The 25,440-nt window shown below is 35.9% G+C and carries 21 protein-coding genes and 1 pseudogene; 16 read left to right on the top strand and 6 right to left on the bottom strand.

Going from position 1 to position 25,440, the window contains the following annotated elements:
* Nucleotides 1–122 precede the first annotated feature (122 nt).
* Nucleotides 123–1,865 carry a sensor histidine kinase gene (locus tag AC0OM3_RS14295; protein WP_001010452.1) on the bottom strand — a complete coding sequence of 581 codons (1,743 nt, stop codon included), beginning with the start codon at nt 1,863–1,865 and terminating at the stop codon, nt 123–125.
* A gap of 9 nt (nt 1,866–1,874) precedes the next feature.
* Nucleotides 1,875–2,579 carry a response regulator transcription factor gene (locus AC0OM3_RS14290; RefSeq protein WP_000283860.1) on the bottom strand — a complete coding sequence of 235 codons (705 nt, stop codon included), beginning with the start codon at nt 2,577–2,579 and terminating at the stop codon, nt 1,875–1,877.
* 140 nt (nt 2,580–2,719) lie between these two features.
* Between AC0OM3_RS14290 and AC0OM3_RS14285 the strand changes: the two genes are divergently transcribed.
* The 10 genes and pseudogenes from AC0OM3_RS14285 (at nt 2,720) to aceA (ending at nt 12,720) form a co-directional block, all read left to right on the top strand.
* Complete coding sequence (locus tag AC0OM3_RS14285; RefSeq protein WP_001067990.1) at nt 2,720–3,568, top strand: CPBP family intramembrane glutamic endopeptidase; 849 nt, start codon at nt 2,720–2,722, stop codon at nt 3,566–3,568.
* Nucleotide 3,569: 1 nt separating this feature from the next.
* Entirely contained in the window at nt 3,570–3,926 is a 357-nt protein-coding gene (locus AC0OM3_RS14280) for a hypothetical protein (protein ID WP_000754328.1), read from the top strand.
* A 31-nt stretch (nt 3,927–3,957) separates the two neighbouring features.
* Nucleotides 3,958–4,257, top strand: a complete 300-nt coding sequence (locus AC0OM3_RS14275; protein ID WP_001006050.1) for a DUF2101 family protein — start codon at nt 3,958–3,960, stop codon at nt 4,255–4,257.
* A gap of 238 nt (nt 4,258–4,495) precedes the next feature.
* The gene (locus AC0OM3_RS14270) at nt 4,496–5,764 is read left to right on the top strand and encodes a M48 family metallopeptidase (protein WP_001233314.1); all 1,269 of its coding nucleotides are present in this window, start codon (nt 4,496–4,498) and stop codon (nt 5,762–5,764) included.
* Between the two features lie 136 nt (nt 5,765–5,900).
* A pseudogene (locus AC0OM3_RS14265) lies at nt 5,901–6,680 on the top strand (MCP four helix bundle domain-containing protein); the annotation flags it as partial.
* Nucleotides 6,675–7,628, top strand: a complete 954-nt coding sequence (locus tag AC0OM3_RS14260) for a methyl-accepting chemotaxis protein (RefSeq protein ID WP_407842732.1) — start codon at nt 6,675–6,677, stop codon at nt 7,626–7,628. The pseudogene AC0OM3_RS14265 and the gene AC0OM3_RS14260, both read left to right, overlap by 6 nt.
* Nucleotides 7,629–8,048: 420 nt before the next feature.
* Nucleotides 8,049–8,705: an S-layer homology domain-containing protein gene (locus AC0OM3_RS14255; RefSeq protein WP_046945922.1), complete on the top strand. Its 657-nt coding sequence runs from the start codon at nt 8,049–8,051 to the stop codon at nt 8,703–8,705.
* 137 nt (nt 8,706–8,842) lie between these two features.
* On the top strand, nt 8,843–9,610 hold the full coding sequence (locus AC0OM3_RS14250) for an S-layer homology domain-containing protein (RefSeq protein ID WP_474212591.1): 768 nt from the start codon (nt 8,843–8,845) through the stop codon (nt 9,608–9,610).
* Nucleotides 9,611–9,829: 219 nt separating this feature from the next.
* Nucleotides 9,830–11,419 carry a malate synthase A gene (aceB, locus tag AC0OM3_RS14245; RefSeq protein WP_000107337.1) on the top strand — a complete coding sequence of 530 codons (1,590 nt, stop codon included), beginning with the start codon at nt 9,830–9,832 and terminating at the stop codon, nt 11,417–11,419.
* A 23-nt stretch (nt 11,420–11,442) separates the two neighbouring features.
* Nucleotides 11,443–12,720: an isocitrate lyase gene (gene aceA, locus AC0OM3_RS14240; protein WP_000787346.1), complete on the top strand. Its 1,278-nt coding sequence runs from the start codon at nt 11,443–11,445 to the stop codon at nt 12,718–12,720.
* 109 nt (nt 12,721–12,829) lie between these two features.
* Here the strand turns inward: aceA and AC0OM3_RS14235 are convergent, their stop codons facing one another.
* The gene (locus AC0OM3_RS14235; protein ID WP_474212175.1) at nt 12,830–13,621 is read right to left on the bottom strand and encodes a phosphotransferase; all 792 of its coding nucleotides are present in this window, start codon (nt 13,619–13,621) and stop codon (nt 12,830–12,832) included.
* A gap of 20 nt (nt 13,622–13,641) precedes the next feature.
* Nucleotides 13,642–14,136 carry a DUF6584 family protein gene (locus AC0OM3_RS14230; RefSeq protein WP_000182384.1) on the bottom strand — a complete coding sequence of 165 codons (495 nt, stop codon included), beginning with the start codon at nt 14,134–14,136 and terminating at the stop codon, nt 13,642–13,644.
* 283 nt (nt 14,137–14,419) lie between these two features.
* Between AC0OM3_RS14230 and cspA the strand changes: the two genes are divergently transcribed.
* Nucleotides 14,420–14,623 (top strand): RNA chaperone/antiterminator CspA, encoded by a 204-nt coding sequence (cspA, locus tag AC0OM3_RS14225; protein WP_000301523.1) that lies wholly within the window; start codon nt 14,420–14,422, stop codon nt 14,621–14,623.
* 200 nt (nt 14,624–14,823) lie between these two features.
* Here the strand turns inward: cspA and AC0OM3_RS14220 are convergent, their stop codons facing one another.
* Together AC0OM3_RS14220 and AC0OM3_RS14215 are read right to left on the bottom strand one after the other, a co-directional pair.
* Complete coding sequence (locus AC0OM3_RS14220; RefSeq protein ID WP_000356609.1) at nt 14,824–15,027, bottom strand: hypothetical protein; 204 nt, start codon at nt 15,025–15,027, stop codon at nt 14,824–14,826.
* A 350-nt stretch (nt 15,028–15,377) separates the two neighbouring features.
* Nucleotides 15,378–15,563 (bottom strand): hypothetical protein, encoded by a 186-nt coding sequence (locus AC0OM3_RS14215; RefSeq protein WP_000391367.1) that lies wholly within the window; start codon nt 15,561–15,563, stop codon nt 15,378–15,380.
* A 284-nt stretch (nt 15,564–15,847) separates the two neighbouring features.
* On the opposite strand from AC0OM3_RS14215, the gene AC0OM3_RS14210 reads away from it, so the two are divergent.
* The 5 genes from AC0OM3_RS14210 to addA all read left to right on the top strand — a co-directional run bounded on the left by AC0OM3_RS14210 (nt 15,848) and on the right by addA (nt 25,435).
* A complete protein-coding gene (locus AC0OM3_RS14210; protein ID WP_000444444.1) occupies nt 15,848–16,429 on the top strand; it encodes a competence protein ComK in 582 nt (193 codons plus the stop codon).
* Between the two features lie 438 nt (nt 16,430–16,867).
* On the top strand, nt 16,868–17,461 hold the full coding sequence (locus tag AC0OM3_RS14205; protein ID WP_000347517.1) for a TVP38/TMEM64 family protein: 594 nt from the start codon (nt 16,868–16,870) through the stop codon (nt 17,459–17,461).
* Nucleotides 17,462–17,517: 56 nt separating this feature from the next.
* Nucleotides 17,518–18,081: a signal peptidase I gene (lepB, locus tag AC0OM3_RS14200; RefSeq protein ID WP_000751899.1), complete on the top strand. Its 564-nt coding sequence runs from the start codon at nt 17,518–17,520 to the stop codon at nt 18,079–18,081.
* A gap of 116 nt (nt 18,082–18,197) precedes the next feature.
* A complete protein-coding gene (gene addB / locus AC0OM3_RS14195) occupies nt 18,198–21,713 on the top strand; it encodes a helicase-exonuclease AddAB subunit AddB (RefSeq protein WP_474212171.1) in 3,516 nt (1,171 codons plus the stop codon).
* Nucleotides 21,710–25,435 carry a helicase-exonuclease AddAB subunit AddA gene (gene addA, locus AC0OM3_RS14190; protein WP_151522429.1) on the top strand — a complete coding sequence of 1,242 codons (3,726 nt, stop codon included), beginning with the start codon at nt 21,710–21,712 and terminating at the stop codon, nt 25,433–25,435. The genes addB and addA overlap by 4 nt, the downstream gene beginning before the upstream one ends.
* Nucleotides 25,436–25,440 lie beyond the last annotated feature (5 nt).

The following is a 25,440-nucleotide window of genomic DNA, read 5'->3' as shown; positions in this document are numbered from 1 at the left end:
ATTCAAAAAATCGCCGATATAATTTCATATACCGCTAAAACACCTCAAAAAAACGATCTGCATAATTTCAATTACCGCAAAACTCTCCCAGAAAAGAAAAAAGACGCCACATAGCGTCTTTCCTACGAACGAAACGGAAATACAAGAATAATCGTCGTTCCTTTTCCGAGTGCACTATCAACGGAAATTGTCCCGTTATGAGCATGAACGAGCTGTTTTGTAATGGCTAGGCCAAGTCCAGTTCCGATGTTGCTTTCTTCTGTGTTTGTTCCGCGGTAATATCGTTCAAATAGAAGTTCTTTCGTTTTTTCATCCATTCCTTTTCCATCATCTGAAATGGAGAGTGTAAAGGAATTAGCGTTTTGTGATAGTTTTACGATGACATTAGTCGTTTCGTTATTATGTTTTACAGCATTTACGAGTAAGTTTTCGATAATACGCTGAAACCATTTTTCTTCAATGAAATATTGAATTTTATTTGAGCTCGGTACGAATTCAATATTTTGATTTTGGAGTGTTGGATTGTTAATAAATTGCAATAATACTTTTTGAACGAACTGATTGATTTCAACGTTTACGTGCTGTGCAGGAAGGCTATTATTTTTTAATTGATACGTTAAGCTTAAATCATCAATTAATGTCGTCATATATTGAGATTTCTCTTTCATAACACTACCAAATTGCTGAATATCACGATCAGTCCAGTTATATTGATTCGATTCAAGTAATAATGCGTAGCCATATATAGAGCTAAGTGGTGTTTTTAAATCATGCGTTAGACCAGTAATCCATTCTTCTCGTGTTTGCTGGAGTACTTGCCTCATCGCATCATTTTTTTTGAGTGTAATAGAAAGGTGTTCTAGTGAACTTGTCACATCTCTAAACAAACGGAATGACCATTTTTCTTTACCAGATCGCCGGAACCTGACAGGTTTTCCTTTTTTACTAATAGGTTCTTCATACTTTCCACCAGCGATATTTTTAAGCCAGCGCATCGCATGTAATAACGGTTTCCCGAATTTATTACCGTACCAAATAGAAAGAATGACTAAATAAACAAATACGATAAGAAGGATTAATCCGCATCCGATGAGAAACTTCTTAGTAAATACATCTTCCATTTCATCATCTGGATAGTAGTGCTCATTTTTTGCAGTTACAACGAGAAGGTTGCCACTATTTGCATCGTAAAAGCTAGACGTGTTTTCTTTATGATTCCACGGTTCTGTTTCATTAAGGGCAATTTGTATTGCTGAAAATGTTTTTTTCTTTCCAGTTGGATAGGAAAAAACCTCTTCGCCATTTTGATTAAATATTTGAAGTGCTGCTTTTTCTTTAGACAGTAACTGTTTTTCTTGATCTGTTAATGTGAACGAATCCATCGTTAAAGAGGAATGATCCTTTTGAATTGCTGTCAGTAACGCATTGCTTTTTAACATACCACCATAAATAACAAGTACTTTCTTTTCTTCTAATTCAATTTCCCAATATGTAAATTTATAATTACTTTCGATATGATGTTGTATGTATGCGACTAAAGATGTCTTCGTATAAGCATTCGGAACATCATTTGGTGTATTAAAGTGGTAGAGGATTTTTCCGTTTTCATCTACAACTTGGAGCCAATCATTTTTCTCTTTTATTAAATCTTGCACTTCAGATTGTAATGAAATATGCCCATCTTCTGAAGAGATGTATCTTGAAATTGTAAAACTATCAGAATCTGGAATATTAGGTTCGTATAAAGTACTAGTAAGAAGAAAAATTAAATAAGTAAAAGCAGCAACTACAGCGATAAGTAATGTAACTAAAACAAAAACGTGTTGCATGATAAATTGAATAATAAGTCGTTTATTAAAATTCATATCGTCACCCTACTTTGTAACGAACTTATAACCAAGCCCGCGAACGGTTTTTATATATTCTGGTTTACTTGGATCGTGTTCAATTTTTTCACGTAGTTTTCGAATGTGGACCATAACAGTGTTGTCATCGCCATTATAGGCAGGTGCTCCCCAAACTTTTTCATATATTTCCTCTTTCGAAAATACGTAGTTTGGATTCTCGCAAAAGAAGAGTAGTAGTTGAAAGAGTTGAGCGGAACATTCGACAATATGCCCATCTACTGTTAGTTCTGCAGAGTGCTGATCAATTTCAAATCTTCCAAATGAAATCGAGTGTGATTTTTGCTCGTGTGGAACGGTTTGTTTCATATGTCTCCGAAGCTGTGCTTTCATGCGTGCTACTACTTCTAATGGATTAAAGGGCTTCGTAATATAATCATCCGCACCGTATGAAAATCCAGATATTTTATCTAAATCAGATGCTTTTGCTGATAGGAAGAAAATGGGACAATCTGTTTGTTGGCGAATGATTGGACAAATATCAAAACCAGATTGTCCAGGAAGCATTACATCTAAAATAATTAAATCGTAATTGTTTTCCTTAGTTAGAGATAAAGCTATTTCAGCTGATGTTGCAGTTGTAATATGAGAAAAACCTTCTTTTTCAAGAATGGTAGTTAGTAATTGTAAAATTGCAGTTTCATCATCAACGAGTAAAATATTTGCTTGGTACATAAACATCCCTCCTAATTTTCTCGAATATCATATCATCCTTTTGTAACTTATGGAATTTTTAAGGGAATTTTAAGGTTTTCTTTCGCAAAAAATTAAGAATCAAATGATATGATAAAAGTAACATAGGGGAGGAGATGAGTGTGAATCCGTTTCAAGTGATGCGAGCTAGATATTTTTTAATTGTATTTGCACTATTAATTTTAATAGCGAGAAGTAGTGGCGATTTGCTAACAAGTATATTTCATATACAAAATTCTTCTTTTATAAATACCCTTATATTCTATATCCTTCCGATGGTATGGATTTTTTATGAGTATAGAAAGCATCACATTTCATTTTCATTGTTTATTAATAAAAATGAAACATTTAACTTGGTGCAAGTTTTATACATTACGGTTATGTTATGCATGTTTAGTTACGGGTATCTTATTTTGTATATGTATAGTTTTGCATGGATTACACCGGACTTTATTATGAATGCCCTGCATGAACCGATTGTAGATAGTACTGGGGGATATGTATCTCAAGTCATTAGGGTCGTATTCATCGCACCAGTTATTGGGGAATTTGTTTTTCGCGGATTTTTACTTCAACGTTTTGCCACAAAATGGGGAACGAGCATAGCGACCATCGTTGTAGCAATATTGTTTGCGTTGTTACATGTTGATTTCCTCGGTGCAGCCATATTCAGCATCGTATTGTCGATTGTATATATTCGTACGAAAAGTTTACTCATGCCAATTGCAATACATATGTTAAACAATGCATTTGTAATAGGTGCGTCTTTTCTAATAAGTAGAGAAAAAATTATGAGTTTTGCCGATTTCTCAAATTATACGACATTCTTTCCTGGACTTATTATTTTTATAACAGGATTAAACTTAGTACTTATCTTTTTATTTGTTAATCGCAAGTATTGGAGTAAAGAAGTGCCAGTTATATATGCAGAGCAGGAAAAGAGCTTTTCAGATGTAGTCGGGAGTAAATAAGATGAAGAAGACGGTTGAAAAAATATTAAAAGATATTATAGATGCTACGTCTATCACAGATATGTGTGATAAAAGCTTTTGTCATTGGCTTCAACCTGTAGTAGATACGATTGTGTTTCCAGAGTATTACTTATTTTCTAGTACTCATTTAAAAGAAAATATTATTTCTCTTCTTATTGTGTTCGGGGTTTTACTAATATTTGGTCTAATTGTAGAAGAAATGATGAAGCGCATCTTCAGAAAGAATGAAGAGAAGTATATGTGGATTCATAAAGTATTCGAGAAAGTAATGGTGGCTTTCCTTTTGTTTTATGGTATAAAAACAATCATTTACTTTATAGCTTTGAAACATCATTAATTCGAAATTTGAAAGGGATGTATAAAATCATATGAATGAAACGATATCATCAAATAAGTTTTTTTATTTGATTTTGCTTAGTCTAGTGTTAATAACGACAGTGAATGTTATTTTGCGCTGGGAGGAAGCTTACTTTTTCATGTATTTAGCGCTCCATTTGCTAGGGATTTTATGTATAAGTGGTGGAGTGGTTACTGAAAAAAAGAATGAAGAAAGCGTTAACTATATGTGTGTGATCGGTCTTGTTTTACTTTTAGCTGTACAGGGTATTATGAAATATAGTTCTTTCTCTTTACAAGATTTTAGTTTATTAATAGATGTACTTCCTTAAAGAGGCTTTTTATTTTATCTAAAAAGCAAGTAGGGTACGTGTTGGTTTGTAAGTGTGATCCTTATTACGGATTGTGAACCGAAGAAAGTGTTTAAAGATAGGTAAAACTCTTCTTATGTAGAAGAGTTTTTTTATGTAAATAAAAAGATCCAGAGCAATTCACATAATAAGCTTGTTCTAATTTAGCGTGTACGAACTTACAATAATAATAGACAGGCAGCATAGAGGAGGGAATAGCGTGAGGAAGGTTATCGGTTGGTCGCTTTTTTTGTACGTTGGATTTGCGTTACTTATATATTGGTATTTATTTGGATGGAATCATGAACTTATTCCGGACATGTATAAAGGAACGAGTGCAGATCCAGAAACGTTTATGAGTGCTAGAGAGCTTACGCTAAGCCAAGATTATTCGCGCGTGAAAAATTTACTATACTTTTTAGCGACGCCTCTTGAATGGATTATTTTATTATTTGTACTTGTGCTCGGTATTTCAAGAAAGTTTGAGAAATGGTCGAAGGAAACGACTAAAATAAGTGTTTTGCAAGTTGCGATTTATTTCTTTTATTTATCATTATTGACAACAGTGCTTGCCTTACCGATGCAATGGATTGGCCGGAAAGTGTCCGTTGATTACGGCATTTCAACGCAAAGTACACAAAGCTGGATAAAAGATCATGTTATCGGTTTTTGGGAAAGTTATGCGACTATGTTAATCGTAGTTACCGTTCTATTATGGCTTATCCGTAAATTTCCGAAGAGATGGTGGCTAGCAGGATGGGCGCTCTCTGTTCCATTTACAATCTTTTTAACATTCATACAGCCTGTCGTTATTGATCCACTGTATAACGACTTCTCGACGCTGAAAAATAAAGAATTAGAAACGAAAATTTTAGCGATAGCAGACAAAGCGGACATTCCTGCTAAACACGTATATGAAGTAAATATGTCAGAAAAAACGAATGCATTAAATGCTTACGTAACAGGAATTGGCCCTAACGCCCGTATTGTAATGTGGGATACAACACTTAAGCAGTTAAAAGATAAAGAGATTTTATTTATAATGGCCCATGAAATGGGGCATTATGTTATGAAACATATATATTTTGGCGTTGCAAGTTATGTGTTGCTATCGTTTATAGGTATGTTTTTAATTAGTCGTATTATAAATATGTGTATTCGCAAATGGGGAGATACATTGCAAATTTCAAAAGTGGCATGTTTCTCCATTTTACCTTTATTTTTCTTAATTTCTTCTATACTCTCTTTTGCAGCACAACCAGCAACAAACTACGTTTCACGTATAGAAGAAAGAGCCGCAGATCAATATGCTTTAAATATGACGAAGGACGGGAAATCTGGTGTGAAAACTTTTCAATATTTATCAAAAACAAGTTTAAGCCAAGTAAATCCGCCTGCGTTAGTGAAATTTTTCTTATACACGCACCCACCAATTTTTGAAAGAATTCATACGTTTGAACAATATGAGAAACAAAGCAAAAAGGAGTAGCATGATAGCTACTTCTTTTTTTATAGAGATATAAGTTTCATATTGGGAATATTTATCATTGCTTTTTATTGTGATTTTGTAAATAATAAGCTATAAAATTCTAAAAATCTATATATAAAGGAATAAAGGTGAAAAAATGTATTTTTTACAAAATTTAAAAGTGAAATATAAATTATTGTCGCTTATTTCATTAGCAGTTTTAGGTATGGTAATTATAAGCAGTGTAGCAATTAGTTCTATTAATAAGATTAAGCATGATACAGAGGTTGTAGTAGATGATTATCAATATTCTGCAATTTTATTAGAAGGAATGCTTCGCACACAAAATTCACTAGAATATAATTTATTAGAATTAATTACGGCATCACAAAATGAAGTAGCAAATAAAGAGGGAATAATTGATAATATTGAAAAGGATCTTAAAAAATATGATTCTTTATTAAAAGAATATGATGATGGTTTTAATTTAAGTAAGCAAGAGGATGAACTGTTTCAGAAGATGAAGAAATCTTTACCAAGTTATAAAGATACATATAAAAAAATATTTGAAAAGGCGAAGGCAACAAACGAGCCACAAATGGTACATGAATTTCAGAAGGAATTAAAACCGAAGGGAATAGAGTTAGCTGGTTATGCAGTGGATCTAGAATCGTATGTTTCAAACTTAGCTGATCAAGTGTTTAAAGATTCTCAAAAAATGATTGATCGATCCGTTATTACCTTTATCATTCTTGTAGTAGTTACTACAATCGTTATATGTATAGTAAGTTATATTATTAGCAAGCTTATAGTTGCTCCTTTACAAACGGTTAGTCGTATGATGGAAAGAGCGAAAGAAGGAGATTTAACCGTACATGGTGATTATACTGCTAAGGATGAATTAGGTGTATTAGTAAGTAATTTTAACGAGATGATTGCAGGGCTAAGAACAAATATGCAAGAAGTAGAGAATAATATTCAGCTTTTATTCCAACATGCAGACGGAGTAGTATCTGCATCAGAAGTATCTAGTAGTGCAGCGAAGAAAATCACTATGGATATTGAAGAAGTTGCAAATGGTGCAGAAAGTCAAATGCAAGCAATGGAACAAACTGCGGGTGCGATGGAAGAGTTGACACAAGGAATGCAGAGTATAGTCAATACATCATCCTCTGTAAATGAATTATCTGCTCAATCAGCATTAGATGCAGAGAATGGTAACAAATTAATGAAACAAATGATTCAACAGATGGATACAATCCAAAATTCGGTACATAGCGGTGTGAAACAAGTAGAGACTATGAAAGAACAATCAGAAGAAATTGTTAAAATCATTGATGTGATGCAAGGTATTACCTCCCAGATTAACTTATTAGCATTAAACGCTGCAATTGAGGCTGCACGTGCTGGTGAAAGTGGTAGAGGATTTGCAATTGTGGCAGATGAAGTGAGGAAATTAGCAGAACAATCTAGTGATTCTGCAAAACAAATTGAGAATCTTATTACTCAAGTTATGGGAACAACGAACCATACGGTACATATGATGGGGAAAGTAGATAATGAGGTACAGGCAGGCACACAAGTAGTAATGCATACAGAAAAAGTATTTGGAACAATTACAGAAAAAGTACAGCAAGTATCTGAGCAAATTCAAACGGTATCTATGTCAACAGATGAAATTGCAGCGAGTAGTGAGGAAATCTCGGCTTCTGCAGAAGACATGGCTCAAATTTCCCAAAGATCATCTGACCGAACTGATAGGGTAAAAGAGTCTATTCAACAGCAAGAAAAATCTGTTCAAGAGATTTCGGTTTCAATTGAACATATGCATAACGCAGCAGGAAAACTAAAACAAATAGTTGCCCAATTTACTCTTCAAAAGTAGTAGCATATTTGAGTGTTAATAAAGATAAAAAAATCATCCTCTTTTAAGAAAAAAGGATGATTTTTTTATCCCGTTATTTGCTGGGCAGTAAGACCCCCCACCTCAAAATTCAGCGAAAAATGCTACCCTTGAAATATAAACCATGAATATAGTAGCCTCCATTAGGTATCTCCTTTAGGTGCCAATAAAGGGAAGTTATAAAGTGAAAAGGAGTTTATAAAGAAATTGTAGAATGTTTTAGTATATAACACCTTAGATGTAACAACTTCCTTTTTGAAAAAGAAAGAAGGAGGCATAAAGCAGAAAGGTAGTGGAAATATTTCTTCTAGAAGATTTGCATTTTATCTTACATTCACCAAAAAATAGTACTCCTGAAACAATGAAGTTCATTTTATTTGAATGAAATAGGGAGAGAGGATAATGAAGAAAAAAATATTGGGTGTAATGATGATTGCGACAATGGCAGGAGGTATATTTGCAGGGACGAATGTGATGCCTGTAAAAGCGGAAGAGTATCCACAAATGATTGTGTTTGAAGATGTTCCATACGGATTTTGGGCATATGATGCTATTATGGATTTAGCGTATCATAAAATTATATTAGGGTATGGAAACGGGAAGTATGGTGTTGGCGATCTTATAACACGTGAACAAGTAGCTGGGACTATTTACAGAACACTTGAGATAAAAGAAGAAGGGCCAGTAGCGAATCCATATAAAGATGTTTCTGATAGTACAACCACTTTTAAAAAGGAAATTTTAGCGTTAACAAAACGTGGGGTTTTTACAGGGGATGGCCAAGGGGATTTTAGGCCGAAAGCACCAATCTCTAGAGCGGAAATGGCTGTCATTTTAAAACGAGCATTTAATTTTGAAACGAAACAAAAACATACATTTAAAGATATTCCAAAAGGTCACTGGGCAGAAGATGCAATTAGTGCGTTACAATCTAATAATGTTGTGAGAGGAACTGGGAATGGCATGTATGAATTAAATCGCCCTGTACCTAGAGAACAATATGCTCAGTTTATTAATAATGCGATTATTAATTATCATTTGAAAGAGGATTGGAAGTAGAGTGAACTATGAAAGCACAAATAGAAATAGTTGTGCTTTTTTGTTTGTTTAAAAAGAATTATTATTCGTATTTATGTATTTTTATGGTTATACACAAGCTTTATAATCAACCCGATGAAAAAGACATGATGTGTAATATGATTCACAAAACCGTCACGAAATGTTTCGAAAAATATATTGTCTCTATACCATTTATTCTGTATATTTTTAAAAAAACATATGCATATTGGGGAGATAATTGGATGAGCAAAAAATTATTAAAAACAGCTACAGCATTAACAATTATGGGTGGGGTGTTATTCTCAGCAGAGAGTGATAGTGTAAAAGCGGAAAGTGCACCGTTGCAAAAAACAAATACAATTGTATTTCAAGATGTACCAAAAGGACATTGGGCATATGAGGCAATTCATGAATTAGCGGAGCAAGAAATCATTTTGGGATATGGTGATGGAATATTCGGTTTTGGGGATAATGTAACACGTGAGCAAGTTGCAGCTTTAATTTACCGTGTGTTTGATATGGAAGAACAAGATGAATATGAAAACCCATATGGAGATATCGATGAAAATTCAACAAGCTTTATCGAGGAGATATTGGCTTTAACGGAAATCGGAATTTTCCAGGGAGACGAGAATGGAAACTTTAGACCGAAGGCAACGTTATCGCGTGCGGAAATGGCACAAGTTCTTACGAATGCTTTTGACTTACAGGCAAAAGGATCTCATAACTTTAATGATGTTTCAGCAAATTCATGGGCAACGAATGCAATTAGTGCAGTACAAACAAATGGTATTACAATGGGAATCGGAGAAGGTAAATTCGGTCCGTCTATGAAGGTAACGAGAGAACAATACGCACAGTTTTTACATAGAGCAATATTGCATGATATGGAACAAGGGCAGTAATAAAGTTTAACTAGTCAAAGTGAAATTTAAAAATAATACAAAAAGGTCGTTGTTGTATAACAGCGGCCTTTTTTTTATAAAATAAAGCGCGAAAGAATGACGTTTTGAAAAAAAGTGAAATGAATTTTCAAAAAAAACTTCCTTTTCTGAAGATTTGTTATATAATATAAAACATGAAATCAAATCTGTTATAAAACAGTTTAAGAAGGGGATGCTAATATGTCGACGCAAACTTCACGGGTTACACTCGTTGGAGAAATGTTACCAGCGTACAACGAAATATTGACACCTGAGGTGCTTAGTTTTTTGAAGGAACTACATGAGAATTTTAATGAGCGCCGCATAGAACTTTTACAAAAACGTGTAGAAAAACAAAAGAGAATTGATGCAGGGGAGTTTCCGAAGTTTCTAGAAGAAACAAAACACATACGTGAAGCGGATTGGACAATTGCCAAGCTGCCAAAAGACTTAGAGGATCGTCGCGTAGAGATTACTGGACCGGTAGATAGAAAGATGGTCATTAACGCTTTAAATTCAGGAGCGCATCTTTTTATGGCGGATTTTGAAGATTCGAATGCACCAACTTGGGAAAACGCAGTTGAAGGTCAAATCAATTTACGAGATGCAGTAAAGGGAACGATTTCACATGAAAATGATAAAGGGAAAGAATATAGATTAAATGAGAAAACAGCTGTACTCATTGTACGTCCAAGAGGATGGCATTTAGAGGAAAAGCATATGCAAGTTGATGGGAAAAATATGTCGGGTAGTTTAGTAGATTTCGGCTTGTACTTTTTCCATAATGCGAAAGCTCTTTTAGCGAAAGGGAGCGGCCCATACTTTTACTTACCGAAAATGGAAAGTTATTTAGAAGCGAGATTATGGAATGATGTATTCGTATTTGCTCAAAAATATATCGGCATTCCAAATGGAACGATTAAAGCAACTGTGTTACTGGAAACGATTCATGCTTCGTTTGAAATGGATGAAATTTTGTATGAGCTAAAAGATCATTCTGCTGGCTTAAACTGCGGAAGATGGGATTATATTTTTAGCTTTTTAAAGAGTTTCCGTAATCATAATAAATTCTTACTACCAGATAGAGCACAAGTCACGATGACGGCGCCATTTATGCGTTCGTATTCTTTGAAAGTAATTCAAACATGTCACCGCCGTAATGCACCAGCAATTGGAGGAATGGCGGCACAAATTCCGATTAAAAATAATCCAGAAGCAAATGAAGCAGCTTTTGAAAAAGTGCGTGCTGATAAGGAACGCGAAGCTTTAGACGGTCATGACGGGACTTGGGTTGCCCACCCTGGACTTGTACCGGTTGCAATGGAAGTGTTTAATCACATTATGAAAACACCAAATCAAATTTTTAGAAAACGTGAAGAAATATGTGTAACAGAAAACGATTTACTAGAGGTACCGGTGGGAACGATTACAGAAGAGGGCCTTCGCATGAATATTAGCGTAGGTATTCAATATATTGCATCTTGGTTAAGCGGACGGGGAGCAGCACCCATTTATAACTTAATGGAAGATGCGGCAACAGCTGAAATTTCAAGAGCACAAGTATGGCAATGGATTCGTCATGAAGGTGGAAAACTAAATGATGGTCGTAATATTACGCTTGAATTAATGGAAGAATTAAAAGAAGAAGAATTAGCAAAAATAGAAAGAGAGATTGGTAAGGAAGCCTTTAAGAAAGGGAGATTCCAAGAGGCGACAACGTTGTTTACAAATCTCGTTCGAAATGATGAATTCGTACCATTTTTAACATTACCGGGTTATGAAATTTTATAAAAAATGAAAAGGGGATGGAACAAATGAAAAACGAAAGAATCGAGAAGTTACAAGAAAGCTGGGAATTAGATGAGCGTTGGAAAGGGATCACACGTCCATATTCGGCAGAAGATGTAATTCGCCTGCGCGGGTCAATTGATATTGAACATACGTTAGCGCGTCGTGGTGCTGAGAAGCTTTGGACATCGCTTCATACAGAAGACTATATTAACGCACTTGGCGCATTAACAGGAAACCAAGCGATGCAACAAGTAAAAGCTGGGTTAAAAGCGATTTACTTAAGTGGTTGGCAAGTAGCAGCTGATGCAAACCTTTCTGGGCATATGTATCCAGACCAAAGTTTATATCCAGCGAACAGCGTACCTGCTGTAGTAAAACGAATTAATCAAACGCTTCAACGTGCGGATCAAATTCAGCATATGGAAGGAAGCGATGATACAGACTATTTCGTACCGATTGTAGCAGATGCAGAAGCTGGATTTGGTGGGCAATTAAATGTATTCGAACTGATGAAAGGTATGATTGAAGCAGGTGCATCAGGTGTGCATTTTGAAGATCAATTATCTTCAGAGAAAAAATGTGGCCATTTAGGCGGAAAAGTACTACTACCAACGCAAACAGCAGTACGCAATTTAATTTCTGCACGCCTTGCAGCAGATGTAATGGGAGTGCCGACAATTATCGTTGCAAGAACAGATGCGGATGCAGCTGATTTAATTACGAGCGATATTGATCCTGTTGATAAAGCATTTATTACAGGAGAAAGAACACCAGAAGGGTTTTACCGTACGAATGCAGGTCTTGATCAAGCAATTGCGCGCGGTTTAGCGTATGCACCGTACGCAGACCTCGTTTGGTGTGAAACGTCAGAACCAAATTTAGAAGATGCAAAACGATTTGCAGACGCAATTCATAAGGAGCATCCAGGGAAGCTACTTGCATATAACTGCTCACCTTCATTCAACTGGAAACAAAAACTAGATGAAAAAACAATTGCAAGCTTCCAAAAGGAAATCGCATCTTACGGTTACAAGTTCCAATTCGTAACACTTGCTGGATTCCATTCATTAAATTACGGTATGTTTGAACTAGCACGTGGCTATAAAGAGCGCGGCATGGCAGCATACTCTGAACTACAACAAGCAGAATTCGCAGCTGAAAAACATGGCTACTCTGCAACACGTCATCAACGCGAAGTAGGAACAGGTTACTTTGATGAAGTGGCACAAGTGATTACAGGCGGAACTTCATCAACGACAGCGTTAAAAGGATCTACGGAAGAAGCACAGTTTACGAAATAAAAGGAAGGGGCACCTTTTTGAAAGGTGCCCCTTGTTATTTTCTAAACGATTCGAAAAGAGAGATTGAGTTGTCGGCAAAAAACGATACTAACTTTTCTTTATTACTAAATCAACTCCACTCAGCCCTATGATCACGAATAAACTTCATATCTTTCTCATAATGCTCTAGATGTCCTTCATCAATCATTCTTTGGAAATTCAAGTCGCCTTCTTGCGCTTTTCGTTTCATATATGTACATAACCCTTCTAATCGAAGCAACACCATTCCTAAGTAATCTTTATCCATATTTTTATCATAGGACTGAACGAACAAATTCACTCTCTCTTTAATACGATCTGCATGTTGCGATGAGTCATAATGAACGGCTTCACCAGATTCTGTATAATACACTCTACTTAAAGGCACACAAGTATAGAGTGTATAAGCGATATCCCATAGTCTTGGACCAGGAGCAGCAACATCGAAATCAATAATCCCTACTGGCTTCTCATTATTAAAAATAATGTTATATATGGCAAAATCATTGTGACATAAAACCTCAATGTTATTTGGAGTGTGATCCATCGGTTTCCAATCATCTAATAACGGAAAATCACTTACGGCATCATGGTAAAGGCGGAGCATCTTTGCGATTTCTTTTAATACATCATTAGATCGCATATATTCTTTTAAAGGATAATTGCCAGCTTCTCCTTCAATAAAGGATAAAATCTCTCTATCTTTTTCATCTACACCTAAAAACTTTGGAGCATAATGAAATCCTTTGTTTTCTAAGTGTTGCAATAGCTTATGAATCTTTTCACTGCCTAGCTTTAACTCTCGCCGAACAGTATTTTCAGAACGATATACGTTTGAGACGTTTCCCCCTGTTAGTCTTTCTTCTTTAGCGTAGTTTGACATGTGAAAATTCCCCCCTGTGATTAAAAAATCCAATTCCAAATAGTGAATAGACCAACAATGGCAGAAAAGAGAAGGGAAGCAAGCAATGCTAGACAGCCAAAAGGAACTAGCTTATCTTGCCATGTTTCTTTATACTCATAAACTAAATTCTCTACTACTTCTTTCTGCACTGAAGATAAGGGCTTATCTTTATCCAAACCCTTTATATGGATAGAATCGCCTTTAAACTTTAAAGCACGTGCAATATGATGAGGACTATTTCCCATTGATTTTTCAAATAATAAACATGATTCATGCATAATATCTGTTTTATGCTCTTCTAGATACCAGTAACGTCCAGCCATTTCTGGATATTGTAATTTATAATAAATATCTCCGAGTTGTTTTCGAAGATGTAATTCATTTGGGTATGTAAAGATGAGGCCATGCAATCTATCTCTTGCTTTTCCAAGATTATTATTTTCAATATCCTCTTCAATTCTTTTTAATGTTTTTTTAGGAATTTTATTGGTCATAAACTCCTCCTTATTTAGAATAGAGATAATTATATTTTATAAGAAATACTAAAAATTAGGAATTCTATTTTCGAAAAAGATTGTACATTTTATTTTAATGTGCTATGATAATGTCAGTTGAATAGTTAAATTAAGCAATCCATATGTTATCAAGTGCTGAAAACGAACGAGAAAAAGTATGTGAGAACTAGTTTATGTTTCGTATTTGATAATGTGTGGATTCTTTTTTTAGACAGGAAGACTAAAAAATTTTAAATTTGTATTTTCTTAGGAGGAAATAATTATGGCAGTAACAGGACAAGTAAAATGGTTTAACAACGAAAAAGGCTTCGGTTTCATCGAAGTTCCAGGTGGAAACGACGTATTCGTACATTTCTCTGCAATCGAAACTGACGGTTTCAAATCTCTAGAAGAAGGTCAAAAAGTTAGCTTCGAAATCGAAGACGGTAACCGTGGACCTCAAGCTAAAAACGTAATCAAACTATAATTTTATAGTTGATGATGGAAAAAAGGATGGCTAATGCCATCCTTTTTTTAGGTTGTGGAGAAAATTTTTCCAGAGCCTGTTTTTATATGTAACTCTCTTTTTTTTATGTTAAAACTGGTAAAAAATTATCGGGAATGCGTATTAGTTTCTGTAGAAGAGTTAGTTCAGCAAGAGCATTTGCTGCGTATGATAGTAAATAACTATAAATTTGTTTTCTCTGTTGAAATGGGGAAATCTTTTCTAGATAGACCTTGAGTAACATCTTTTTTGTTAGCATTGTTGTTGGAATTTTGTACGTTTTGAGATGATGTTTCTAACAGTTGTTCTTGTTCCTTACTAGGGGTATTCAGAGCATCTGAGGGGATGCTATTAACCTGCTGGCTTAATAGATCTTCTTTATCCATAAGTATACAGCTCCTTTTGGGAATTCGATAAAAAGTAATGTAATTATAACTAGCTACTTATATATTGTGTTTTTGAATGAAATTATATACAAAACTTATATTACAAAGTTAACTAATTAACGAATTGTTAGTGATGGATAAAGATGTACAAATTTTAATTTTTTAACAAAAATTAAAAGCGGGTAACAAGTACAAATACTCTTTCTCATGTTTTATATAAGGAGCATATTACAAATCAAAAAAGATGTAGAGAACCTTGGAAGAAAATATAGTTGTTTTTTTTAAGGGTTAAGAAGAATAAATAAAATGATACTACAAATGTAAAAAGGCATTCCATAAAGGAAGGCCTTTTATTGTTCTTGCCCTGATTTTTTCTTCTCACGTTTTTTACATTCTGTACATTTTGATTTACGAAACGGTTTGGCAAAGAATAGCAGAATGAAAAATAAACCGAATATAATACTAGCTGAGTTTTTCACGATAATGATGCTACTATTTTTCATTTGAATCGATGGTTGGATTTCTTTTTCTTCCATAGTGGCCCTCTATATATTGGATTTACATTTTAATTATAGTAAAGTTAATTGTTTTAATGATGTGAAAATAGGAAGGGATAATAAATATTTATAGGTAGTATAAATGTTGTTTTTATAACTTTAAAATTAAAAAATTACTATATTGTGATTTTATTATTTAACAAATGTTTGATAAATGATAAAAAACTGTAAAAAAGCGGAACTTGTAAGCTATTTCCTTTTCATAGATGCTAAAATTATATATGCAGCTGCTAATATAAATGGAAAAAAGGAGATAATGGAGTATGGAAAGTAAAGTGGAACGCTATGTCGAAAATTATGTTGTAACGAAAAATACGATGGCCTTACTTCCTGTTATTCTAAGTGAAAAGAAAATTGTTACGCGAGTCGTTGAAATGAATGATTCTTTTTTCGTATTTCAAAAACCTCTAGATATTATAGAAAGAAGTTGCCGCAAGCATGGCTCTAGTTTCTTAGGCAGAAAAGAAGGAACGAAAGAGTTAACTCATATTACACATAAAGCACCGATTGCGATTAGTCCAGCAGATCAACTTTATTTTTTCCCTACCTATTCTTACTCTAGAAAAGAGTGCGCTTGGTTGTCTCATTTTTATATTGAAAGTAACAAAGAATTAAAAGATGGAAATCTTATTATTAGATTTATAAATGGTTTTGCTGTGAAATTAGAAATATCAAAAACTAGTTTTGAAAATCAACAAAATCGTACAGCGAAATTACGTACTGAATATGAAGATCGTAGGAAAAAACAAGGGAGCCCTTGTTTTAAAGAGGTTGATAAAAAAGAGGAATCAACATTAAGACCCGCTTATGAGAGTGTGTATTTTGTGAAGGAAGGCGAAGTGTGAAAGGATGGGGGGAATCCCCATTCTTTTTTTGTTTATCCCGCTATTTGTGGGCAGTAAGACCCCCACCTCAAAATTCAGCGAAAGCAAAGAAGTTAAGCGGGGGATCAACAAAATCCCCACTGATTAAAGTTTCACTTTATCAGTCTTTGTAGATAAGGCGATATATTAGAGAAACCGAGTTGTAATTGATATATCTAGAAAATCACCAGTGTAATTTCATTTGCCGATAAAAAATCGAAAAACAATCTAAATAACAAAACGAACGACACGTCCTGTCGAATATTGATAGATTATCATAGCTAAATAATGAAGGAATTCTTATGAAAGATATGGAAACTTTAATAAATACATCTCCATATGTCGTATCTACCATTTCCTCTTTCATATAAGCAATGATACAGTAGGGATAGTATTTAGAGTAAAGGGGTAAAGTGTAGAATGGATTTTCAGACAATCAAAGAGTATTTTTCACCAGAAAATATGGATCATATTGTTGAGAGTTATAAAGCGTTCGGACCACTTCTTGGTATTGGTTTACCGATGATAGAGGCGTTGATTCCAGCATTACCGCTTATTGTATTTGTACTGGCAAATGCTGTTGCATTTGGCTTTTGGCTCGGTTTTCTTTATTCATGGCTTGGATCAGTAATGGGTGCATTACTTGTCTTTTTCATCATCCGCCATTTTGGTCGCAGTCGTTTCTTTTCGTTTGTAAATAAGCATGAGAGAGTACGAAAAGCAATGGGATGGATTGAAAGAAAAGGATTTGCACCGATTTTTGTTATATTTTGTTTTCCGTTTACACCGTCAGCATTAATAAATGTTGTCGCTGGTTTATCCCGAATTAGTGTAAAACAGTTTGGGCTAGCGTTAGCATTCGGAAAACTTGTGATGATTTTTATTTTAACGTATATCGGTCATGATTTAATGTCATTTATTCATAATCCAGTGAAATCAGTCATTGTAGCGATTGGTATTTTTATTTTATGGTATGTCGGTAAGAAAATCGAAGTAAAGTTAGAACTGCATTAAGAATAGTCTTCTTTGTAAAGGAAAGCTTCAGTATTAAAGGATAAGGGGAGAAGCAGATGAAGAAAACTTTGAAAAAAGAAGGCATAGAGTGGATACGAACAATTTTAATTGGTGTATTATTAGCTGTATTTTTTCGAACGTTTTTCTTTTCGACGTACGTTGTAGAGGGGAAGTCAATGATGCCCACATTGCAAGATGGCAATATGCTAGTTGTAAATAAGGTAAGTTATCAAGTTGGGGACTTGAACAGATTTGACGTTGTGGTGTTTCATGCGAATAAAAAAGAGGACTATGTAAAGCGGATTATCGGTTTACCTGGAGATCATATTGAATATAAGCATGATAAATTATATATAAACGGACAATTCGTGGATGAACCTTATTTAGAGAAATATAAGAAGGAGATAAATGGACGACAACTAACAGGTGACTTTACGCTAGAAGAGTTAACTAAGGAAAAAACGGTGCCACCTGGATGTATTTTTGTAGTAGGTGATAACCGCCTCGGGAGCTGGGATAGTAGACACTTTGGATTTGTAAAAGCTGATACAGTTGTCGGTAAAGTTGATTTACGATATTGGCCAATTCAAGAGGTGCAAACGAATTTTTCAAAAGGTTGATATAATAGATAGAAGTATAAAAAAAGGCAAACTACTCCGTTTGTCTTTTTTCGTGTCCTATAATACAATTATAGTAGCAAACTAACGTTCGTTATGTAAGTGAAAGGTGGGGTTACATGTCACTTCGATTTGTGATTGGTAGAGCGGGAAGTGGAAAAAGTACACTTTGTTTACACGAAGTGCAAGAAGAGTTAAAACAGCGCCCGAGAGGGGAAACAATATTATATCTTGTGCCAGAACAGATGACATTCCAGACGCAGCAGGCGTTAATTGGAAGTGAGGATGTAAGAGGTTCTATTCGGGCACAAGTTTTTAGTTTTTCACGATTAGCGTGGAAGGTACTACAAGAAGTTGGCGGAGCGAGTCGTCTTCATATTGATGAAGCGGGTGTACATATGTTACTTCGTAAAATTGTAGAGTCTCGTAAAGATGGGTTATCGGTGTTCCAAAAAGCAGCGGAGCAAAACGGTTTCTTTGAACATCTGGGCAGTATGATTGCAGAGTTTAAACGTTACAATGTAACGCCATCTAACGTATATGAAATGTGGCAACAATTAGATGCGCATAGTAGCAGTGCCGAGCAAAAGCTATTAGCGAATAAAGTGTATGATTTACAACTACTATATGATGATTTTGAACGTGCTTTAATCGGAAAATATTTAGATTCAGAAGACTACTTGCAATTGCTAGTGGAAAAGCTTCCGCAGTCTGAATATGTAAATGGTGCGGAAATTTATATAGATGGATTTCATTCATTCTCCCCGCAAGAGTTAGAGATTGTAAGACAGCTTATGATTTGCGGAGCGAGAGTTACGATCACGTTAACGATAGATGAAAAAACGTTAGCGCAGCCAGTAAATGAACTCGATTTATTTTATGAAACGACGGTAACGTATGAAAAAATAAAACAAGTAGCGCGTGAAGAAAAAATAGAAATTGAAAAAACAATTCCACTTATGGAACAGCCGCGTTTTCATTCTCCAGCATTAGCGCATTTAGAAGCTCATTATGAAGCGCGTCCGAATGAAAAATTTAACGATGAAGCGAGTGTAACGATTAGTACAGCTGCGAATTTACGAGCGGAGGTAGAAGGTGTTGCTCGTGAAATTCGTAAACTTGTTGCGGATGAAAAATATCGTTACCGAGATATTGCAGTACTTCTTCGTAATGGGGAAAGTTATTACGATGTGATGCGAACGTTATTTACAGATTACAATATCCCGCACTTCATCGATGAAAAGCGCTCGATGTCACACCATCCATTAGTAGAATGTATTCGTTCTGCACTCGAGATTATTAGTGGGAATTGGCGTTATGATGCGGTGTTCCGCTGCGTGAAAACAGAGCTTTTATATCCATTAGACGTAAGAAAAGAAACGATGCGTGAAGAAATGGATGAATTTGAAAATTACTGTTTAGCGTACGGTGTACAAGGAAAGAGATGGACTTCAGAGGATCCATGGATGTATCGCCGTTATCGTTCTCTTGATGATACGAACGGGATGATCACAGACAGTGAACGTGAAATGGAAGAGAAAATAAATAGGCTACGTGACGTTGTAAGAACACCTGTTATTCGCATGCAAAAAAGGTTAAAGCGTGCAGGAACAGTTATGCAAATGTGTGAAGCAGTTTACTTATTTTTAGAAGAGCTGGATGTTCCAAAGAAACTAGAAGAATTACGTATACGTGCAGAAGAAAGTGGAGATTTCTTATTTGCGACAGATCATGAACAAGTATGGGAAGAGGTAATGAGCCTTCTTGATACGTTTGTAGAGATGCTTGGTGATGAGAAAATGTCTCTTTCTATGTTTACGGACGTTATGTCGACAGGTCTTGAGGCACTTCAATTTGCTAATATTCCGCCTTCATTAGACCAAGTATTAATTGCTAATATTGATCACTCCAGGTTATCTGACGTGAAAGCAACGTTTATTATAGGTGTAAATGAGGGGGTTATTCCAGTAGCACCTATGGATGAAGGTATGCTTTCTGATGAGGAAAGAGAAGTTCTTGGTGCGGCAGGAATTGAATTAGCGCCAACGACGAGACAAACTTTGTTAGAAGAACAGTTCGTTATGTATCAAATGGTAACGAGAGCATCTGAGAAGTTATACATTTCATGCCCGCTTGCAGATGAAGAAGGAAAGACGTTACTTGCGTCTAGCTTTATTAAGAAAATAAAAAGAATGTTCCCTAATGTGAAAGATTCATTTATTACGAATGACGTAAATGATTTATCACGTTCAGAACAAATTTCATACGTAGCAACGCCAGAAGTAACGTTATCTTACGTTATGCAGCAACTACAAACGTGGAAGCGATACGGATTTGAAGGGAATTTAGACTTTTGGTGGGACGTATACAACTTCTACGTAACTTCAGATGAATGGAAACAAAAAAGTAGCCGCGTCTTATCAAGTTTATTCTATCGAAATCGTGCGAAGAAACTAAGTACAGCAGTAAGTAGAGATTTATATGGAGATATAATTAAAGGAAGCGTCTCTCGTATGGAACTATTTAACCGTTGTGCATACGCTCATTTTGCGCAGCACGGTTTATCGCTTAGAGAGCGTGATATTTTCAAGCTTGATGCGCCAGATATCGGCGAATTATTCCATGCGGCATTAAAGAAAATTGCGGACAAGTTATTGCGTGAAAACCGTACTTGGGCGGATTTATCCATAAAAGAGTGTGAGCATCTTTCTGTTTTAGTAATAGAAGAAATCGCACCGTTATTACAACGACAAATTTTATTAAGTTCAAACCGTCATTTCTATTTAAAACAAAAACTACAACAAATCATTTTCCGTACGTCAATCATTCTTCGTGAACATGCGAAGTCGAGCGGATTCGTACCAGTTGATTTAGAAGTGCCGTTCGGTATGGGCGGTACAGGATCACTTCCGCCGATGGAATTCTCACTACCAAATGGTGTGAAGATGGAAGTAGTCGGCCGTATTGACCGTGTTGATAAGGCAGAAGATGAAAACGGGACGTTCTTACGTATTATTGATTATAAATCAAGTTCAAAAGCGTTAGATTTAACGGAAGTGTATTACGGATTAGCGCTTCAAATGTTAACGTATTTAGATGTTGTTACTTCGAATGCACAGACCTGGATGAAAAAAGGTCACACAGCATCACCAGCTGGTGTATTGTATTTTCATATTCATAACCCAATCGTTGAGATGAAAGGTGACGCATCTGAAGCTGAAATTGAAAAAGAAATTTTAAAGAAATTTAAAATGAAAGGACTCGTATTAGGAGATGCTGACGTTGTTCGTTTAATGGATAACAAACTTTCAACAGGAAGTTCAGATATTATTTCTGCTGGCCTGAAAAAAGACGGTAGCTTTAGTGCGCGTTCAAGTATTGCAAGTGAGCAAGAGTTTAACGTACTGCAAAAATATGTACACCATACGTTTGAAAATATCGGAAAAGATATTACAGAAGGTGTTATCGATATTGCTCCTTATAAAATGGGAAATAAAGCAGCATGTACGTTCTGTAACTTCAAATCTGTTTGTCAATTTGATGAGTCACTTGAAGATAATCAGTTCCGATCGTTAAAAGATATGAAAGATAGCGAAGCGATGGAGAAAATAAGGGAGGAGGTTGGCGGAGAATGATAGAAAATTGGCCTAAAAAACCAGAAGGTAGTCAATGGACAGATGACCAGTGGAAAGCTGTTGTAGCGAACGGACGTGATATTTTAGTTGCGGCTGCAGCTGGATCAGGTAAAACAGCAGTATTAGTTGAACGTATTATTAAAAAGATTATTAATGAAGAGAATCCAGTCGATGTCGACCGCCTGCTCGTTGTAACATTTACGAATGCAGCGGCGCAAGAGATGAAAAACAGAATTGGGGAAGCGTTAGAAAAAGTATTAATTGATGAGCCAGGCTCTCAGCACATTAGAAAGCAGCTGAGCTTATTAAATAAAGCTTCTATTTCGACGATTCATTCCTTTTGTTTACAAGTAATTAGAGGATACTATTACATGCTTGATGTGGATCCTCGTTTCCGTATTGCGAATCAAACAGAAAATGAATTGTTAAAAGAAGAAGTGCTAGATGACATATTAGAAGAAGAGTACGGAATCGAAGATAATACAATCTTCTTTGAACTTGTTGATCGTTATACGAGTGACCGTAGTGATGATGACTTACAACGTATGATTTTAGCGCTTCATACAGAGTCAAGAGCGCATCCAAATCCGGAAAAATGGCTCGATAAATTAGTAGAAGCATATGACGTAGAAGGAAAGACAATTGAAGATTTAGTGTACGCTTCTTACTTATTAGAAGATGTGAAATTCCAGCTTGAAACAGCGGAACAGCATATTCGTAAAGCGACGGAGCTCGCAATGCTTCCTGACGGTCCAGCGCCTCGCGTTGAAACGTTGCAAGCAGATGCAGCTTTACTTGGAACGCTATCATCAGCTGCTCGTGAATCGTGGACAAGTTTGTATGAAGCGATGCAAAACGTATCGTGGCAAACGTTAAAGCGCATTAAGAAAAGTGATTATAACGAGGATATTGTAAAACAAGTAGACTCTCTTCGTAATAAAGCGAAAGATGAAGTGAAGAAATTACAAGAAGAGCTATTTAGCCGCAAACCTGAAAGTTTCTTACGAGATTTTCAAGATATGCACCCAGTATTAGAAAAGCTCGTTCAACTTGTAAAAGTATTTACAGAGCGTTTCCAAGCGATGAAGCGAGATAAAGGAATGGTCGATTTCACAGATTTAGAGCATTTCTGTTTACAAATTTTAAGTGAACCAAGTGAAAATGGTGAAATGAATCCGTCAGCAGTGGCGCTCCAATATCGTAATAAATTTGCTGAAGTATTAGTCGATGAATATCAAGATACGAATTTTGTACAGGAATCCATTATTAAATTCGTAACGAAAGATTCTGAGAGTGCAGGGAACTTGTTCATGGTTGGTGACGTAAAGCAGTCGATTTATCGTTTCCGACTAGCCGAACCAGGACTATTCCTAGGAAAATATAAACGCTTCACACAAGAAGGATTGGGTGGCGGAATGAAGATTGACTTAGCGAAAAACTTCCGTAGTCGTCATGAAGTACTAGCAGGTACGAATTTTATTTTCAAACAAATTATGGGCGAAGAAGTTGGGGAAATTGACTACGATGTTGACGCTGAACTAAAGCTAGGTGCTACCTATCCAGAAGGTGAAGATGTAGCGGCTGAACTACTATGCATTCAGCAAACAGAAGAAGAAGTAATAGACGGTGAAGAAGGTTCGGAAGTAGAAAAGGCACAGCTTGAAGCTCGCCTTATGGCGCAGCGCATTAAAGCGATGGTCGATTCAGGTTATGAAGTATATGATCGTAAAACGGATAGTATGCGCCCTGTACAATACCGCGACTTCGTTATTTTACTTCGCTCCATGCCGTGGGCCCCGCAAATTATGGAAGAGTTAAAATTACAAGGAATTCCAGTATATGCTGACCTCGCGACTGGTTACTTTGAAGCGACGGAAGTAAATATTATGATGAACGTATTCCGCGTTATTGATAATCCGATGCAAGATATCCCGCTTGCAGCTGTACTTCGTTCCCCGATCGTTGGATTAAACGATGAAGAACTTGCAATGCTTCGTGCTCATGGAAAGAAAGGCTCGTTTTATGAAGTAATGAGCTCATTCTTAAAAGGGGCACCGCTTGAAGAGGAGCAAGAACTTCATGATAAATTAGAGTGGTTTTATAACTTACTACAAGGATGGCGTGAATTTGCACGTCAACAATCACTTTCTGATTTAATTTGGAAAGTGTACGGTGAGACAGGTTATTACGACTTCGTTGGCGGTTTACCAGCTGGAAAGCAAAGGCAGGCAAACTTACGCGTACTATATGACCGCGCAAGACAATATGAAGCAACATCATTTAGAGGATTATTCCGCTTCTTACGTTTTATTGAACGTATTTTAGAACGCGGTGATGATATGGGGACGGCGAGGGCCCTCGGTGAACAAGAAGACGTTGTTCGCATTATGACGATTCATAAAAGTAAAGGGCTAGAGTTCCCAGTTGTATTTGTAGCTGGACTCGGTCGTCGTTTTAATACACAAGACTTAATGAAACGTTTCTTATTGCATAAAGATTTCGGTTTCGGTTCGCAATTTATCGATCCGCGCAAACGAATTAAATATACAACATTATCACAGCTTGCGATTAAGCGTAAAATGAAAATGGAATTAATTGCGGAAGAAATGCGCGTACTATACGTAGCATTGACGCGTGCGAAAGAGAAGTTAATTTTAATTGGAACAGTTAAGGATGCAAATAAGGAAATGGAAAAATGGCTTGATGCGAGGGAGCATAGTGAATGGTTATTACCAGATCATATACGTGCCGGAGCGTCTTGTTATTTAGACTGGATTGCACCTTCATTATATAGACACCGTGATAGTGAAATACTTCTTGAATTAGGACAAGGAAGTATTCCAGATGAAATTTACGGGTATGACACTAGCTGGAAAGTAGAAGTTGTGGACGGTAATACGCTACTTGCACCAGAGCCAGTTCAAGAAGAGAAACAAGAATTGTTAGAAGCGCTTCGTGAGAAAAAGGCTGTTCCCCTGCAAAGTGAACGGAAAGAAGAAGTGTACGACAGATTAATGTGGAAGTACGGATATGAGGATGCGACATCTCATCGCGCGAAGCAATCTGTTACAGAAATAAAGAGAAATTATCAATCTGAAGAAGGTAGCGATAACGCCTTTATTAAAAAACTACGTGCACCAATTAAAACACGCCCGCGCTTTATGGAGAAAAAAGGGTTAACGTACGCAGAGCGCGGAACAGCAGTCCATGCCGTTATGCAGCATGTTGATTTGAAGAAGCCGATTACGGTTGAAGTTCTTCAAGAGCAAATTGCTGGAATGGTAAATAAGGAATTATTAACATTCGAGCAGGCGGAAGAAATAGCCATTGAAAAAGTAATTTCATTCTTCGACAGTGACTTAGGTAAAAGGGTATTAGCGGCGAAAAGTGTTGAGCGTGAAGTACCATTTACGATGATGCTTGCAGCAGAAGAAGCATATCAAGATTGGCAAGGGAAGAGTGAAGAAACGATTCTTGTCCAAGGGGTTATCGACTGCATGATTGAAGAGGAAGACGGCATTACGTTAATCGACTTCAAAACAGATACGATTGAAGGGAAATTCCCAGGCGGATTTGAACAAGCAAAACCAATTTTAGAAGATCGATATAAAGTACAGCTTTCGTTATATGCAAAAGCACTGGAGAAAAGCTTACAACATCCTGTGAAAGAGAAATGCTTATACTTCTTTGATGGCAATCATATTGTAAAAATTGAAGAATAGAGGGA

The sequence above is a fragment of the Bacillus sp. FAU20 genome (assembly GCF_056033865.1).
Note: the sequence above shows the minus strand (reverse complement) of the source record. Positions and strands in the feature narration are given on the sequence as shown.